The organism is Sphingopyxis sp. LARHCG72 (assembly GCF_052871675.1).
Window position 1 is genome coordinate 177,478 of sequence record NZ_JBIXJU010000006.1, and the last position, 14,945, is coordinate 192,422.

Annotated in this window: 21 protein-coding genes; 9 read left to right on the forward strand and 12 right to left on the reverse strand. The window is 65.4% G+C overall.

The features are described from left to right. Positions 1-61: 61 nt before the first annotated feature. Both rplK and rplA read left to right on the forward strand, forming a co-directional pair. Positions 62-493, forward strand: a complete 432-nt coding sequence (gene rplK, locus ACIPPQ_RS15115; protein WP_293644906.1) for a 50S ribosomal protein L11 — start codon at positions 62-64, stop codon at positions 491-493. Between the two features lie 4 nt (positions 494-497). Continuing rightward, on the forward strand, positions 498-1,196 hold the full coding sequence (gene rplA, locus ACIPPQ_RS15120; protein WP_446544894.1) for a 50S ribosomal protein L1: 699 nt from the start codon (positions 498-500) through the stop codon (positions 1,194-1,196). A gap of 437 nt (positions 1,197-1,633) precedes the next feature. Here rplA and ACIPPQ_RS15125 read toward each other — a convergent pair whose 3' ends face one another. From ACIPPQ_RS15125 to ACIPPQ_RS15140, 4 genes are read right to left on the reverse strand one after another with little or no spacing between them, the layout of a single operon-like run. Next, positions 1,634-2,044: a VOC family protein gene (locus tag ACIPPQ_RS15125; RefSeq protein ID WP_446544895.1), complete on the reverse strand. Its 411-nt coding sequence runs from the start codon at positions 2,042-2,044 to the stop codon at positions 1,634-1,636. Further along, complete coding sequence (locus ACIPPQ_RS15130; protein ID WP_446544896.1) at positions 2,041-2,688, reverse strand: heme exporter protein CcmB; 648 nt, start codon at positions 2,686-2,688, stop codon at positions 2,041-2,043. Before ACIPPQ_RS15130 ends, ACIPPQ_RS15125 begins: the two co-directional genes overlap by 4 nt. Then, positions 2,685-3,269, reverse strand: coding sequence for a heme ABC exporter ATP-binding protein CcmA (ccmA, locus tag ACIPPQ_RS15135; RefSeq protein WP_446544897.1), 585 nt, complete (start codon positions 3,267-3,269; stop codon positions 2,685-2,687). The genes ACIPPQ_RS15130 and ccmA overlap by 4 nt, the downstream gene beginning before the upstream one ends. Beyond that, positions 3,266-3,685 carry a metallopeptidase family protein gene (locus tag ACIPPQ_RS15140; protein ID WP_446544898.1) on the reverse strand — a complete coding sequence of 140 codons (420 nt, stop codon included), beginning with the start codon at positions 3,683-3,685 and terminating at the stop codon, positions 3,266-3,268. Before ACIPPQ_RS15140 ends, ccmA begins: the two co-directional genes overlap by 4 nt. Positions 3,686-3,736: 51 nt before the next feature. Here ACIPPQ_RS15140 and ACIPPQ_RS15145 point away from each other — a divergent pair, with 51 nt between their 5' ends. The 3 genes from ACIPPQ_RS15145 to ACIPPQ_RS15155 all read left to right on the forward strand — a co-directional run bounded on the left by ACIPPQ_RS15145 (position 3,737) and on the right by ACIPPQ_RS15155 (position 6,144). After that, complete coding sequence (locus ACIPPQ_RS15145; RefSeq protein WP_446544899.1) at positions 3,737-4,024, forward strand: 4a-hydroxytetrahydrobiopterin dehydratase; 288 nt, start codon at positions 3,737-3,739, stop codon at positions 4,022-4,024. 5 nt (positions 4,025-4,029) lie between these two features. Next, positions 4,030-4,671: a YoaK family protein gene (locus ACIPPQ_RS15150; RefSeq protein WP_446544900.1), complete on the forward strand. Its 642-nt coding sequence runs from the start codon at positions 4,030-4,032 to the stop codon at positions 4,669-4,671. A 75-nt stretch (positions 4,672-4,746) separates the two neighbouring features. Continuing rightward, positions 4,747-6,144 (forward strand): amino acid permease, encoded by a 1,398-nt coding sequence (locus ACIPPQ_RS15155; protein WP_446544901.1) that lies wholly within the window; start codon positions 4,747-4,749, stop codon positions 6,142-6,144. 11 nt (positions 6,145-6,155) lie between these two features. Here ACIPPQ_RS15155 and ACIPPQ_RS15160 read toward each other — a convergent pair whose 3' ends face one another. From ACIPPQ_RS15160 to ACIPPQ_RS15185, 6 genes are all read right to left on the reverse strand, one after another. Then, complete coding sequence (locus ACIPPQ_RS15160; RefSeq protein WP_446545032.1) at positions 6,156-6,401, reverse strand: TFIIB-type zinc ribbon-containing protein; 246 nt, start codon at positions 6,399-6,401, stop codon at positions 6,156-6,158. 187 nt (positions 6,402-6,588) lie between these two features. Beyond that, the gene (locus ACIPPQ_RS15165; protein ID WP_058539484.1) at positions 6,589-6,798 is read right to left on the reverse strand and encodes a helix-turn-helix domain-containing protein; all 210 of its coding nucleotides are present in this window, start codon (positions 6,796-6,798) and stop codon (positions 6,589-6,591) included. Beyond that, entirely contained in the window at positions 6,798-7,322 is a 525-nt protein-coding gene (locus tag ACIPPQ_RS15170) for a DUF2975 domain-containing protein (protein ID WP_446544902.1), read from the reverse strand. The genes ACIPPQ_RS15165 and ACIPPQ_RS15170 overlap by 1 nt, the downstream gene beginning before the upstream one ends. Positions 7,323-7,414: 92 nt before the next feature. Beyond that, the gene (locus ACIPPQ_RS15175) at positions 7,415-7,744 is read right to left on the reverse strand and encodes a DUF2218 domain-containing protein (protein WP_446544903.1); all 330 of its coding nucleotides are present in this window, start codon (positions 7,742-7,744) and stop codon (positions 7,415-7,417) included. Next, on the reverse strand, positions 7,744-8,349 hold the full coding sequence (locus ACIPPQ_RS15180) for a PadR family transcriptional regulator (RefSeq protein ID WP_446544904.1): 606 nt from the start codon (positions 8,347-8,349) through the stop codon (positions 7,744-7,746). Before ACIPPQ_RS15180 ends, ACIPPQ_RS15175 begins: the two co-directional genes overlap by 1 nt. Positions 8,350-8,449: 100 nt before the next feature. Next, positions 8,450-8,893, reverse strand: a complete 444-nt coding sequence (locus ACIPPQ_RS15185; RefSeq protein WP_446544905.1) for an acetyltransferase — start codon at positions 8,891-8,893, stop codon at positions 8,450-8,452. A gap of 373 nt (positions 8,894-9,266) precedes the next feature. Between ACIPPQ_RS15185 and rplJ the strand changes: the two genes are divergently transcribed. Beyond that, positions 9,267-9,782 (forward strand): 50S ribosomal protein L10, encoded by a 516-nt coding sequence (gene rplJ, locus ACIPPQ_RS15190; RefSeq protein WP_056373887.1) that lies wholly within the window; start codon positions 9,267-9,269, stop codon positions 9,780-9,782. Between the two features lie 59 nt (positions 9,783-9,841). Continuing rightward, positions 9,842-10,213 (forward strand): 50S ribosomal protein L7/L12, encoded by a 372-nt coding sequence (gene rplL, locus ACIPPQ_RS15195; RefSeq protein WP_093513122.1) that lies wholly within the window; start codon positions 9,842-9,844, stop codon positions 10,211-10,213. Between the two features lie 122 nt (positions 10,214-10,335). On the opposite strand, the gene ACIPPQ_RS15200 is transcribed toward rplL, so the two are convergent. Beyond that, positions 10,336-11,367 carry a hypothetical protein gene (locus ACIPPQ_RS15200; RefSeq protein ID WP_446544906.1) on the reverse strand — a complete coding sequence of 344 codons (1,032 nt, stop codon included), beginning with the start codon at positions 11,365-11,367 and terminating at the stop codon, positions 10,336-10,338. Between the two features lie 288 nt (positions 11,368-11,655). Here ACIPPQ_RS15200 and ACIPPQ_RS15205 point away from each other — a divergent pair, with 288 nt between their 5' ends. Both ACIPPQ_RS15205 and ACIPPQ_RS15210 read left to right on the forward strand, forming a co-directional pair. Next, positions 11,656-12,684 carry a D-alanine--D-alanine ligase family protein gene (locus tag ACIPPQ_RS15205; protein WP_446544907.1) on the forward strand — a complete coding sequence of 343 codons (1,029 nt, stop codon included), beginning with the start codon at positions 11,656-11,658 and terminating at the stop codon, positions 12,682-12,684. Beyond that, a complete protein-coding gene (locus ACIPPQ_RS15210; RefSeq protein ID WP_446544908.1) occupies positions 12,681-13,544 on the forward strand; it encodes an NTP transferase domain-containing protein in 864 nt (287 codons plus the stop codon). The genes ACIPPQ_RS15205 and ACIPPQ_RS15210 overlap by 4 nt, the downstream gene beginning before the upstream one ends. On the opposite strand, the gene ACIPPQ_RS15215 is transcribed toward ACIPPQ_RS15210, so the two are convergent. Continuing rightward, positions 13,465-14,907 carry an 8'-apo-carotenoid 13,14-cleaving dioxygenase gene (locus tag ACIPPQ_RS15215; RefSeq protein WP_446544909.1) on the reverse strand — a complete coding sequence of 481 codons (1,443 nt, stop codon included), beginning with the start codon at positions 14,905-14,907 and terminating at the stop codon, positions 13,465-13,467. The genes ACIPPQ_RS15210 and ACIPPQ_RS15215 overlap by 80 nt on opposite strands. Positions 14,908-14,945: the final 38 nt, after the last annotated feature.

Sequence of the window (14,945 nt, forward strand, 5' to 3'; positions counted from 1 at the left end):
GTTCGACCGCTAATTTTGAGTCCCGGATCCGTCCGGGGCGACAGAAAGACAGGAGGCCATCATGGCTAAGAAGATTAGCGGCTACATCAAGCTGCAGGTGCCCGCCGGCACCGCCAACCCGTCGCCGCCGCTTGGGCCGGCACTCGGTCAGCGCGGCGTCAACATCATGGAATTCTGCAAGGCGTTCAACGCCGCGACCGATTCCCTGGACAAGGGCACGCCGACCCCGACCATCATCACCGTCTATGCCGACAAGAGCTTTTCGTTCGTCACGAAGACCCCGCCGGCAACCTATCTGATCAAGAAGGCCGCGAACCTGAAGTCGGGTTCGAAGGAGCCGGGCAAGATCAGCGGTGGCAAGATCGCGCGCTCGAAGCTCGCCGAAATCGCCGAGATCAAGATGAAGGATCTCAACGCCAACGACATCGAACAGGCGACGAAGATCATCGAAGGCAGCGCCCGCTCGATGGGCCTCGAAGTGACGGAGGGCTGAACCGATGGCAAAGCTGACCAAGAAGCAGAAGGCCCTCGTGGGCAAGGTTGACGCGCTGAAGCTTCACGCCGTCGACGAAGCGATCAAGACCGTTCGCGAGCTGGCCTCGGCCAAGTTCGACGAAACGCTCGAAATCGCGATGAATCTGGGTGTCGATCCGCGCCACGCCGACCAGATGGTCCGCGGCGTCGTGACGCTGCCCGCCGGTACCGGCAAGGACGTCAAGGTTGCCGTGTTCGCACGCGGCGACAACGCCGAGAAGGCGCTGGCCGCCGGCGCCGACAAGGTCGGTGCCGAAGACCTGATGGAAGACATGCTCGCGGGTAACCTCGACTATGGCCGCGTCATCGCGACGCCGGACATGATGGGCATCGTCGGCCGCCTCGGCAAGACGCTGGGTCCGAAGGGCCTGATGCCGAACCCGAAGCTGGGCACCGTGACCCCGAACGTCGCCGAAGCCGTGAAGGCCGCCAAGGGCGGTCAGATCGAATTCCGCGTCGAAAAGGTCGGCATCATCCACGCCGGCCTCGGCAAGCTGTCGTTCGGCGAAGAAAAGCTCCGCCAGAACTTCGACGCCTTCGTCGACGCGATCGTCAAGGCCAAGCCGGCCGGCGCGAAGGGCAAATATGTCCGCAAGATCGCGCTGTCGTCGTCGATGGGCCCCGGCATCAAGGTCGACACGGCCGAAGTGACCGGCGCCTGATTGGCACGCACTGAATTAGGAAAGGGCCGGGGGAAACTCCGGCCCTTTTCTTATGCGCGGTTCGGGCGTGGTGAGCGGTTGTTAGGCGGGACAATAGCTCATCAAGCAAATGCGCCAAAAAAGCTCTCCCTAACCGAGGCTGCGATAGCGCGTTCTGGCTTCCGTCTCTGCCTCGTCGGGTGTGCCGAACAGGCCTGTTTCTAGCATGCCGTATTGCCAAAGGTCCTCTTCACATTCCTCCACGTATTCAAGCTGGTCCGCGTGGAAATAGAATAGGCCGTCTGGCCGTTTGCAAATGGATATGACCAGGCGGCCATCGGCGCTTTCTACAGCGCACACCTCATTTGGCCGTAGGGGTCTTTCTTCCATTGCCGGGCTTCTCCTCGCTGCGACGAGATAGCCGCTCTAATCCGACGTTCGCAATCGGTCGAAAACCATCATTCTGGTCGACGAAACTCGATCAGGTCCCATTTGTTGCCATAAAGATCGAGGAACACCGCTACCGTGCCATAATCGGCCTCCAGCGGTTCGCGCTCGATCCGCACGCCCTTGTCGAGCAGGCGCTGATAGTCGCGGGCGAAATCGTCGGTCTGCAGGAACAGGAAGACGCGGCCGCCCGCCTGATCGCCGATAAACCTAGCCTGCTCTTCATTGGAAGCCCGCGCCAGCAGGATCGTTGCACCGCCCGGCGGATTGCCCGGCGGGGCGACGAGAACCCAGCGCTTGTCCTGCGCGGGCTGATAGTCGTCGGCGACGAGGGTGAAGCCGAGCGTGCCGACATAGAAGTCGATCGCCTCGTCATAATCGCGCACGACGAGCGCGATATGCGCGAGCGATTGGCGGGTCATTCGCGCAGCCCTCGCAGCGCCGAACCCGCGGCGAACGGCCCGATCATGGTGAGAAGCAGGCTCGTCGCGGCGAGCAGTTTCATCGCGCCGCGCCCCGACGGGTCGAGCATCCCGGCGCCGAAGATCAGCATCGGCACCGCGAGCGGCAGGATGAGCAGCCCGCCGATCGCGCTGCCGCCCTTGTGGTTCGCGGTCAGCGCCGCGCTCAAGACCGCCAGCGAGGCAAGGGCCGGGATGGCGATGGCGATCCCGGTCGCGAGCAGTTCGACGCGCCCGGCGTCCTGTGCGAGTAGCGCCGATGCCGGGAAGAGCGCGATCATCAGCGGCAGGCCAAAACCGATCGCGTGCGCTGCGATCTTCACCGCGGCGATCACCTCGTCGGCAAAGCCGCGCACCGCAAGCTGGTCGAGCACGCCCGCATCCTTGTCGGGACGTACCAGCCGGTCGATCGGGAGCAGCGCCGCGAGCAGCGCCGCGACCCACACCATCCCGCCGCCCGCGCGGCGCAGCAGCGGCGCGTCGGGGCCGACCGCGAAAGGAAAAGCGGTGGCGACGAGGAGGAAGAACAGCACCGGCAGCCACAACGCTCCGCTGCCCCATGCACGGCGAAGGTCGCGCCAGAAGAGGGCGATGAGCGCGGTCACGCGAGCGCGCCCATGTCGAGTTCGGCGAGATCGGGCACCCCGAGCGCGAAATGCGATGCCAGCAGCACCGCACCGCCGTCAGCGCGGTGCCTTGCGATCGCTGCGACGAGCCGTGCTTGCGCCGCATCGTCCATGCCGTTCGCCGGCTCGTCGAGCAGCCAGATCGGCGCGCCGCTGGCGATGACGCGCACCATCGCGGCGCGCTTGCGCTGGCCGGTCGAGAGCATCGACACCGGCACCTCGGCGAGCGGCGCCAGCGCCATCTCGTCCACCGCGCGGTCGACCCTGTGGCCGTCGACAGTGTCGACCCGCGCCCAGAAATCGAGCGCGCGGCGCAGCGGCAGTTCGGCGTCGAGTGCCGAGGCTTCATCGATCAAGGCGAGACGTTCGCGGCGCTCGACCGTTCCCGCAGCCGGACGGAGAAGCCCGGCAGCCAGGCGGATCAGGCTAGACTTCCCCGCACCGTTTGGACCGCGCAGCCACAAGGCGTCGCCGCGGTTCAGCGTCAGCGACAAACCCTCGAACAACAGGCGGTCGCCGCGGATGCACGCCACATTGTCGAGCCGCAGAAGCTCGGTCACGCCATATCTTCCAGCGCGTGCATATCGTCGTCGGAGAAGCCGAAATGATGGCCGAATTCGTGGATCAGCACATGGCGCACCAGTCCTTCGAGCTTTTCGCCCATCTCGATCCATTCGACGAGGATCGGGATGCGATAGAGGGTGACGCGGTCGGGCATGCCGCCGCTCTCCCCGATGCTGCGCTCGGTCAGCGGGCGGCCTTCGTAAAGCCCGGTCAGATCATAGGGGTGCTCGATATCGAGCGAGGCGAGGGTTTCGTCGTCGGCGAACTCCTCGATACCGATCACGACGCCGCTGATATGCGGCTTGAACACGTTGGGCATCGTTTCCAGCGCCGCCTCGGCCATCGCGAACAGCGCATCGGCATCGGGGGCGGTTCCGGTCCATCCGGCGGGCAGGCTGCTCTTGTCGCTCATCGCGCCCTTCCTTATGGCGAGCGCACGACATTGACCAGCGGGAGAAAAGAGATGGTTCAGAAACTCGACGAAGACGCCCGCACGGCGCTGCTCGCGCGCTTTCCCGAATGGACGCACGAACCCGCACGCGACGCGATCACCCGCCGCTTCAAATTCGACGATTTCGCGCAGGCGTTCGGTTTCATGGCGAGCGTCGCGATCATCGCCGAAAAAATGGACCATCATCCCGAATGGTCGAACGTCTATAACCGCGTCGACATATTGCTGACGACGCACGATGCCGACGGATTGTCCGAGCGCGACGCGAAGCTGGCCGAGGCGATCGAAGCACTGGTCTAGCAGCGGTGATCCGCTTCGACCGGTCCTATCAGGCGCTGGCGGTCGCGGTTTCAATGCTTGCCGGCTTTGTCGATGCGGTCGGGTTCATCGACTCGTCGGGTTTCTTCGTGTCCTTCATGACCGGAAATTCGACGCGGCTCGCGGTGGGTGCCGCCGAATGGCAGGATGCGGCGCTGGTTGCCGGCGCGATCATCCTGATGTTCCTTGCCGGGGTCGTCGCCGGTTCGCTGGTTGCCGCGTACAGCCGGCGTCCGCGTGCGCCCGTGGTGCTGACCCTCGTGGCACTTCTCCTCGCGGTCGCTGCCGGATTCCGGCTGGCCGGTGCGGTCGTGCCCGCCATAGCCTTCCTCGCGCTCGCCATGGGCGCCGCGAATGCCGCAATCGAGGGGCGCGACGGTGCGGTCGTCGGGGTGACTTATATGACCGGCACGATCGTCCAGGCGGGACAGAAAATCGCCAATGCGTTGCGCGGAGTGGGTGACGCGCGGTGGCCGCATCATCTCTGGCTATGGGCGGGCCTCGTCGCGGGCGCAATCGTCGGCGCGTGTGTCGCCCTGTGGTCGCCGGCGATGGCTTATGGCCTGGCCGTCATGCTCGCGGCCTTGCTGGCAATCAGGGCTGCGATGATCACCCGATCGCCGGGGTGAAAGTCCGGGCCATATTGCCTTCCGCGCGATCGGCCTCCACAAGCGGAAAAAATTTTTCCTTTAGGAGAGAGTCGCATGAGTGACAGCCTGCTGCGCCGTAAGGCCATCGTTCCCGAGACGCAGGAAGGGCATGGCCTTGCGCGAACGCTCAGCTGGCCGCACCTGATTGCGCTCGGCGTCGGCGCGATCGTCGGGACGGGCATCCTGACGCTGATCGGGGTCGGCGCCGACAAGGCGGGGCCTGCGGTCATTCTTTCCTTCGGCATTGCGGGCCTGATCTGCGCCTGCGCCGCGCTGGCCTATGCCGAAATGGCGACGATGATCCCCGCCTCGGGCAGCGCCTATACCTACAGCTATGTCGTGATCGGCGAACTGCTTGCGTGGGTGGTCGGATGGAGCCTGATCCTCGAATATTCGCTGGTCGTCAGCGCGGTCGCGGTCGGCTGGTCGGGTTATGCCGCACCCTTGCTCGAAGCGTGGGCGGGCGTGCCTATGGCGCTGATGCAGGGGCCTGAACTGGGCGGCATCGTCAACTTGCCCGCGATTGCGATCATCGCCGTCGTCGCGGGGCTGCTGCTCGTCGGCACGCGCGAAAGTGCGACGCTCAACGCGATCCTCGTGCTGGTGAAAGTGCTGGCGCTCGTGATCTTTGTGGCGGTGGCGCTTCCGGCGTTCAATGCGGCGAACCTCGAACCGTTCAGCCCCTATGGCTTTTCCAAGCATATGGGTCCCGATGGGGTCGAGCGCGGCGTGATGGCGGCCGCGGCAATCATCTTCTTTGCCTTTTATGGCTTCGACGCGATTGCGACAGCGGCGGAAGAGACGCGGAATCCCGACCGCGACCTGAAGATCGGGATCGTCGGGTCGATGTTCGTCTGCGTGCTCATCTATATCGCGGTCGCGGTCGCGGCGGTGGGGGCGATCGCGTACAGCCGCTTCGCCAACAGCCCCGAGCCCCTCGCGCTGATCCTGCGCGAACTGGGCAGTCCGCTGGCCGCGCAATATCTGGCGGTGTCGGCAATCATCGCGCTGCCGACCGTCATCCTCGCCTTCTTCTACGGGCAAAGCCGCATCTTCTTCACCATGGCGCGCGACGGCTTGCTGCCCGCCAGCCTTGCCCGGCTCTCGTCGCGCGGGACGCCCGTCCGCATCACCATCTTCACCGCGCTCGTCGTCGCGGTGCTGGCGGGCTTCATTCCGTTGGGTGAGCTGGCCGCACTTGCCAATGCCGGTACGCTGGCCGCCTTCACCGCGGTGTCGGTGTGCATGCTCATCATGCGCCGCCGCGCGCCCGACGCGCCGCGCACCTTCCGCGCGCCGCTGCCATGGGTGGTCGGCGGCATCGCGGTGCTCGGCTGCATCTATCTGTTCTTCAGCCTGCCGGCGCAGACGCAGCTCTGGTTCCTCGTGTGGAATGTCGGCGGGCTGGCCGTGTATTTCCTTTACGCCCGCCGGCACGCCATCATCGGCTGACAGGGCTGGCCCTAATCGAAGAGCTCGCTGAGGAAGCTCTTCTTGTAATTCTTCTTGTACGGCTTGCCGTAATGGCGGTCGTCATAGCCGCGCTCGCGATATTCGGGCTGCGGCGGCGGGGGAGGAGCGGACGCGCGCGGGGCGGGCGCGTTCGCAGCTTCGCTGCGCTCGATGATCTTGTCGAGCTCGCCGCGGTCGAGCCAGACGCCGCGGCATTGCGGGCAATAGTCGATTTCGATTCCCTGCCGTTCCGACATGGTCAGGCTCACGCGGCAGGTCGGGCAAAGCAGCCCCTGGGCATCGGACACGAATTTTCCTTTCATGACGAAGGCGGCCCGAAGGACCGCCATCTGTTTCAACGTGTCATCGCACTTTGCGTTCCGCATGGAAAATGCCCCGTTCCGACCGGGGAGGCGGAACGGGGCAAGGTTCGCCGCGCTCTGTTCAGCTGTCGGCTTCGAACGCCAGCAAGTCGCCGGGCTGGCAATCGAGCTCGGTGCAGATCGCCTCGAGCGTCGAGAAGCGCATCGCCTTGGCCTTGCCGGTTTTCAGGATCGATAGATTGGCGAGCGTGATGCCGATGCGGTCGGACAGGTCGGTCAGCGTCATCCGCTTGGCGTGGAGGAGGTCATCCAGTTTCACGACGATCGCCATCACACGGTCCCTTCAAGGTCGGCGCGCATCGCGGCCGCCTGTTCGAACACCGCGGCGAGCACGAAGGCGAGGAGGATCGCGAGCAGGCTGCCGAGCGAGACCCCGCCCATGTCGCCGAAATCGCTGCCGGCCTTCGCGATGCTGCTCGCAGTCCAGTGCAGCGGGATCGCCAGCAGTTGGACGGCGACGAGCGCCCAGCCGATCCGGCGCAGTCGCCCGGCATTGGCGATGACGAAAGGATCGCTCGCCGCGCTCGCCACCAGCGCCTGGAGCTGGCGGATCATGTAGGCGGCGGCGGCGAGGATCGCGAAAAGCAGCGCCATCATTACGCTGACCGGAAAACGAAGCGTCGTAACGTCGGTGAACTCGGGGGCGTTCCGGAATTCGGCCATGACCGTCGGCCATGCGACGATCAGCGCGATGGCGACGCCGATTACAAGCACGGCCGAGGCGGCGATCAGCCCGAGGATCAGCCACAGCAGTCCACGCGTGGCGCCGAGTAAGGCGGGATTGGGCGTAGGCATATCGTTCTCCGATAGTTGAATTATCGAAGAACGATATATTGCCACAAATTATTATCGTCAATCGATATTATCGAAAAACGATATTTCTTGAGTCATGCCGCCTGCCAGTCGAACGCCAGCGGCGCCTCGCGAAAGGCGAAGCGATCGAGGTGGCGGGCGACGACGCCCTTCATCGCTTCGAGATGCTCGCCGCTGCTGGCGTCGATGCGGACCGACAATGCGTCGGCGCCCGCGTCGAAGGTCACCAACGCGTCGCCGGTCCAAGCCGCACCGCGTGCGTCCTTGGGGAAGGTCACGGTGCCATGGTCGGGGGTGAATTCGACCGCGAGATTATGCTGCCAGTGCTTGCACAGCTGCTGCAGATATTTGCTCGCGTGGGCGGTCGGCACGCCGGCGATCGTGCCAAATGACACAGGCGCCATCACAGTCGCTCGATCTTTTGCGCCGCCTCGTCGATCAGCGCGACGATGTCGTGCAACGCGGCGTTATCGAGGTCGCGGTCGCCGAGCCGGTTCATCAGCACCTGGCGAAGATTGCCCATCGCGCGGCGGACCGAGGCCGAGTCCGTGCGCTGCGTTTCCTCGCCGACCGCGGTCAGGCGCGCGATCGCGGCTTCGACGATTTCTGCGTTGGTTTCGAGTTCGGCGCGGCCGGCGTCGGTGATCGCGAACAGCTTTTTCGCGCCGTCGCTCTGCTGCGCTTCGATCAAGCCCATGTCGTCGAGCATCGTCAGCGTCGGATAAATGACGCCGGGGCTCGGTGCATAGCTGCCGCTGGTGAGTTCCTCGATGTGGCGGATCAGGTCGTAACCGTGGCGCGGTTCATCGGCGATCAGCTTGAGCAGCACGAGCCGCAGTTCGCCGCCATCGAACATGCGCCGGCGTTCGCCGCGCTCGCCCCGGCCGCCGCCCCGACGGCCACCGCCGCCGAAGCCATGCCCGAACCCGTGGCCAAAGCCGCGTCCGCCGCGATGCATCGCATGTCGTCCGCCGCAGCCGCGGCCATCCATTTTTGCGTAGAATATCATTTTTCGTTCCTTAGAGTGATTCTAGATGCGTCTAAGATATATCTTAAGATGCGATACGCAAGAGGCGCCGGGAAAAATTTCGCCGTGAAGGCTGGGGCGATCAGGTCGGGGAAGCGAAGCGCATGTGAATCAGCGGATAAGCCCGCCCCTGGCCATCGCGTTCCGACCGTCCGGTCGGCACAAAACCGAGGCGCTCGTAAAAGCCGACGGCCTGGCCATTTTGTTCATTCACGTCGGTGGTCAACACGGGGTGGCGTTCCAGCGCGTGCGCGACGAGCGCCCGGCCCACCCCGGCGCCGCGATGCGCCGGATCGATGAACAGCGCCTCCATGCTCGTTCCGTCGAGCAGCATGAAGCCGACCGGCCGGTCGGCGCCGTCGACTGCGAACCAGAGCGGGGTAGAGGGCAGGAAGCCCCGGACTTCGGCTTCGATCGCGGCGCGGTCTTCGGGTGACAGGAAGTCGTGCGTCGCGTCGACGGCGGCGCGCCATATCTCGACGGCGCGTTCTCCGTCGGCGGGAGTGGAAGGGCGGATGCGTATCATGGGCAGGGCTTTAGTCGATCGTGGCGGGATCGGAAAAGCCCTGAGCTACTATAGGGGGCCGGCCATTGGCCTTGACTCTGCGGCCACCGACGCTATTAGCGCCCCCGTGTTGTCCCGGCCTCGGCCGTGGCAATTCCGTCCGAGACAGTTGGTGAAGGGGATTTGCCCTTCTTAATTTCCAGCCGAGACGGGGAACAGTCTTTTTCGGTCGCCCGCCTGTTCGATCAGGCGACGCGTCTTGACCGACCCCATCGGACATCGTTGCGCAAAGACAGGTGAGCCTTGGCTCGCGTCTGTGTTTGCGTGTGTTAGCCGCCCGGCGGCGCGTGCGTTTCGGCGTCAGCGCATCCGGGCAGATGAGTGGAGTATAGGCATGGATCGTACGGAAAAGGCCGAAGCCGTATCCTCGCTGAACGCTACGCTGGCATCAGCTGCCTCGGTTGTGGTCGTCCGCAACCTCGGCATGACCGTCGCTCAGTCGACGGTGCTGCGCCAGCAGATGCGCGACGCAGGAGCCGACTTTCGCGTCACGAAGAACCGTCTTGCCAAAATCGCGCTCGATGGCACGTCCTACACCGGTATCGGCGAACTGCTGACCGGTCCCACGGCCCTTGCAACCTCGACCGATCCGGTCTCGGCTGCGAAGATCGCCGTGGAATTTGCCAAGACCAACGACAAGCTTGAAATCGTTGGCGGCGGCATGGGCGACGTGGTCCTCGACGTGAATGGCGTGAAGGCGCTGGCTTCGCTTCCCTCGCTCGACGAGCTCCGCGCCAAGATCATCGGTCTGGTGCAGGCTCCGGCCACCAAGGTTGCGCAGATTGCCGCAGCTCCGGCCGGCCAGTTGGCGCGGGTTTTTGGCGCATATGCCGCCAAAGAAGCAGCGTGATTTCGAACTGAACCTTTAAACTTACTACCGGGATATCCCGGTTCTGATGGAGAAATAACATGGCTGATCTCGCAAAGATCGTTGAAGACCTGTCGGCGCTGACCGTTCTGGAAGCTGCTGAACTTTCGAAGCTGCTCGAAGAAAAGTGGGGCGTTTCGGCTGCCGCTGCTGTTGCTGCCGCTCCGGCCGCTGCCGCTGCTGGCCCGGCTGCTGAAGAGCAGACCGAATTCGACGTCATCCTGACGGGTGACGGCGGCAACAAGATCAACGTGATTAAGGAAGTCCGTGCGATCACCGGCCTGGGCCTGGGCGAAGCCAAGGCGCTCGTCGAAGGCGCGCCGAAGGCCGTCAAGGAAGGCGCCAGCAAGGCTGAAGCTGAAGAGCTGAAGGCGAAGCTGATCGCCGCCGGCGCGACCGTCGAACTGAAGTAATTCGGTTCACGGGTCCGGTCGGTTCGTCCGGCCGCGTTCCTGCGAAAATGAGAAAGGGCGGTGCCTCGCGGCACCGCCCTTTTTCTTTGCGGTGAGGGGACCACCGCGGGTTATCCGAACGCTCAGCTCTTGGAAAAGCCCGGACGGAAGCTGGTCGAGGTGCGGACGCGCGCCGGTTCGGGGCGGCGCACCTCCTGCTCCTCCGTCGCGGGGGCGGGGCGCTGCGAGATTTCCCACGCGCTGACCGGCTTGCGCGTCATATCCTTCTGGCTGGCGAGCGCTTCGTCATAGCTCGTGCGCTCCTGACGATCGAGGAAGCGCGCGCGCTTGAGGCGCTTGCTGAGCGTGGCGAAGGGGTTGTCGGGCGTCGGGCCGGCGAGCGCCATCGCTTCGTGGCGGCCCATGCTGCCGCTCGGTGCGGCGGCGAAGGCCGGCGTGTTGCGCGGCGCAGCGGGCTCCTGCCGCGGCGCATAGGCGGGCGTCACCCACGGCTGGGTGCCGTCGGCAAGCGGCCCTGCCGGCGCGGTACGTTCCGCAGCATAGGTCGGGGTCTCTTCGACCGCAGCACCGGCGACACGGCGGCGACGGGCAAAGGCGAGGCCGGCACCGCCGATAATCAACAGCGCGGCTGCGCCGCCAGCGATTTCCCAAGGGAAGTCGCCGCCCGTTACCGCGGCCTTTTCCGCGGGTGCGGGGACGGGCTCGGCGACGGGTTCGACCGGCGTGACCGCCGGCGCGGCCATCGGGGTGAAGCCTTCGGTCGGTGCGGCTTCGGTTACCGGCGCTGCGGCTGCGGGCGCGGCAGTCGGTGCTGCGACAGCCGTTCGAGCGCGCGCCGTGCTGCGTTCGGCGCGGGCGGGCGGCGCCGCGCGTTCGGCCGCCTTGGGCGCTGGGGTGGTTTCTGCGGGCGCAATGTCCAGCGGGACGCGGATGACGGGCTTGGGAGCGGGCGGCTCGGCGGTCTGCGGCGCAGCGACCGGTGCGGTCATGCTCGGTTCGGCCACCGTCGGCGGGGTCTGCGGCGTCGGCGCTGCCACCGGCGGCGTCATCGTGACGGTCGGCGTTTCCTGCGCAAAGGCGCCGGGCGTGGAAAGGACCAGGAACGCGGCAATCGCGCTCATGGCGGGGCGGGAGAGGGCGATATTTCTCGTCATAGTGAAGGGCCAACGAACCGCGCTGCGAAAATGCTGCTCGAAGGACGCTGTTTGTACGATGAGCCGTGCGCCCCGGACGGCGCGGCGAAGATTCCGGCACGGCCGGTCGCGCCGCGCAAACCCCTCTGCGACCGGGCGAGCGGTGATTTACCCTTGCCGGCGACCGGTGGAAGAGGCCCGTTTTTCGGTTGGTTTCCCCGAACAAGATGACAGTCTCTTTGCGCTTTGGCGTCGCCCCATTCATCAATTCGTCATTCCACCGCAACCTCCGCATGGTCCACGCGGCGCATGAAAACGACCGATCTTGCCCCGACCTCGCTGCCCGCGCGCCTGCGCGAAACGCAGCGGCTGCTCTTTATCGCGAAGCACGCGCGCTGGACGGGCGGGCTGCACCCCGACGACGGTAATCATGCGCCGTACCACCGTGAAATGCGCGAGACGCTGGAGGGGATCGGCGTCGAACTGCTGATTGCCGACAGCTATGCTGCGCTGTTCGACCGGCCCGCCGCCGATTTCGTTTTTCCGCTGCTCAACCGCGGCGGCTTTTTCAATTCGGAAATGCTGCTGCCCTTGCTGTGCAACCGGCACGGCCTGCCGTACCTCGGCGCGTCGCCGATCGTGCGCGGGCTGTCCGACGACAAGCATCTGACGAAGCTCGAAGCGGCCGCGCGCGGTGTGCCGACCGCGCCCTGGACGCTGTTCCGCCGGGGCGCGCCGGTCGATGTATCGCGCTGTCCGCCGGCACGACGCTGGGTGATCAAACCGAACAACAGTTCCGCCTCATGGGGCGTGCGCGACGCGCATGACCGGGGCCAGCTTGCGCGGGCTGTCGCAGAGATCCACGCGCTCGACCATGACGCGCTCGTCGAACCCTTTATCGACGGCAGCGATATCGAGGTTCCCGTGATCACGCTGGACGGCGAGCCGACGATACTGCCGATGATGATCTTCGAACAGGCCGATCCGACGCAGCTTCGCACCTATCAGGAAAAGCGCGATCTGGTCGGCAGCATCGGATACAGTATCAAACGGTTCGACGATCCCGCGATTGCGGCGCAGATTATCGAATATACGAAGCGGATGGCCGATGTCTTCCGCCCGTTCGATTACGGCCGCTTCGAGTTTCGCGTCGACCATACGAGCGGCGACGTCCGGCTGCTCGAGGTCAACCTCAACTGCAACCTCTGGTCCGAAAAGCTGTTCTCGCGGTCTGCCGTCGCGGCGGGTTTCACGCATGCGCAACTGATCGAAACGATCGTTGCCGAAAGCATGATCCGCCAGATTGCGCCCGCCGCGGCGCGACGCGACGCGGCATGAGCGGTTCGATCCTGATCCTCGCGGGACGCCGCCCCGGCGCGGTCGATCCGCTCGCCGAGGCGCACGGGGTCGCGGACAAATGTCTTGTCCCCGTCGCGGGCCGTCCGATGATCGCGCATGTGCTGGAGAGTGCGGCGGGCAGTTCGGCGGCGCGCATATTCGTCTCGACGCACCACGCGGCGTTGCTCGACGATCTGATGAACGATCCGGTGATCGCATCGCTGGGTCCGCGCTTAGTCATTGTACCGGCGGCCGACAATCTTGCGGATTCGGTGCTTTCCGTCGCAGGCGTGGCCAGCTTCCCTTTGCTTGTCACCACCGCCGACAATTGCCTGCTCACCCCCGCGACGATCGCCGAGATCGAAGCCGAGGCGGATCGGCTGGGCGCCGAGGCGGGGGTCGCGCTGGCGCGGCGCGAGGATGTGCTGGCGGTCCATCCCGAAGGCCAACGGCGCTTCTACGAGTTTTCAGACGTCGCGGTGTCGAACTGCAATGCCTATTGGATCGGGCATCCGAACGCGCTTCGCGCGGCCGAGGCGTTCCGCGGCGGCGGCCAGTTCGTCAAGAAGCCGTTGCGGGTGATGCAGGCCTTCGGGCTCGTCAACCTGCTGCGTTTCCGTTTCGGCCTCGGCCCGATCCACCATATCTTCGCGCGCATCTCGCGCCGGCTGAAAGTCGAGGTGGCCCCGCTGCTGATCGGCGACGGAGCCACTGCAATCGATGTCGACAATATGCGGTCGCTGGCGGTGACCGAGGCGCTGATGCGGCGCCCCGATATCGTCAATCCGCGACCCAGTTGCCGTGAAACCCCGGGGGAACCCGGTGCGGCAGGTGAACGACAGCTTGCGGTGACCCGGTAAAATCATCGGCGTTGAGGATGACGAGGTCGGTGGTCTCGTCGTTCATGTCGACCACCAGCCCGATCAGCCAGCCATCGTCCTCGGCGCCGTCGTCGCTGCGCGGGACGAACACGAACTCGCCGGGGTGGCGTCCGGGCCCGAAGTCATGGGCGTCGGTCGTGCCCTTTTCGAGATCGTGGCGGAACAGCCGCGTTTCGGCGAGCGCCCATTCGGCCGATGCGCCGTCAGGGATCGCGACGCTGTACGCGAAGCGATAGGGGCGCGTCGTCAGCCGCTCGTCGTAGCGCGGGAATTCCTGTGCGTGGTCGTGGATGACCGTGCGAATTGTCGTGCCGGCGGCGGGATCGATCGTCCAGCGTTCCATGCGCGACTTCTCGCTGTCGGGGCCGCGCTTCGATTGCGCGAACATCGTTTCGTGCGCGACGACGTCGACGATCACCTTGCCGTCGGCGGTCTCATAGGCATTGGCGGGGTGGAAGACATAGCAGGGCTCGACCGGTACCCAGATGATGCTGTCCCCGCTGCCGTTGCGGGGAAGGAGGCCGACACGCGCCGGATGCGCCTCGTTCCACGCATAGGGGAAGCGATAGCCGCCGAGCAGCATCTTCATGGAGAATGTGACGGGAAGGTCAAACACGAGCACGTAATTTTCGGTGATCGCGCAATCGTGGATCGACGGGCCGTCGCTGACGGAAATCGCTTCCTCGCGGACGACATGGGCATCCTTGTCGAGCACGACGTGCCACACCTTGTTCGGTTCGTCGCCGCGATAGGTGATCGCGTGCATCTCGCCCGTGAAGGGATCATGATGCGGATGCGCGGTATAGGCGCCGGCCAGCGTGCCGTCGAACGGGTTGTGCGCGATGGTGTTGAGTTCATAGCCCAGCTCGACCGGCTTGCCGCCGGCCTCGACGATCGCGAAGGTCCGGCCGGCGAGGCCGACGACGTTGGTGTTCGGCGCATCGTTGCGGTCTTCGCGCGGGCCGGGGGGCAGTTCCTCGCCGAGCACTTCGCACGCCTCGCTGCCGCGCACCCAGCGATTGCGGTACCAGTCGGCCTTGCCGCCTTCGATGCGGATGCCGTGCACCATGCCGGCGCCGGTGAACCAGTGATAGCTGGCGGGATCGGGCTCGGCGGCGGGGTTGGGGCCGTTGCGCAGATAGCGGCCGGTCAGTGCGGCGGGGATCGTGCCGTCGACGCGGAGCGCCTCGAGCGTGAATTCCTCGGTCATCGGCTTGTGGATGCCGGTCAGGAAGGGGTGGGCGTCGGTCGGGCGGGGCAGGCGCTTGCGATTGAAATCGGCGACCTTGCCGATGCCCTTGACGACGGCGCCGCGGATCAGGGTTTCGACGTTGCTTGCCATGATGATGCTCCTTAACGGATGTTGGCGAAAGTGCCGCG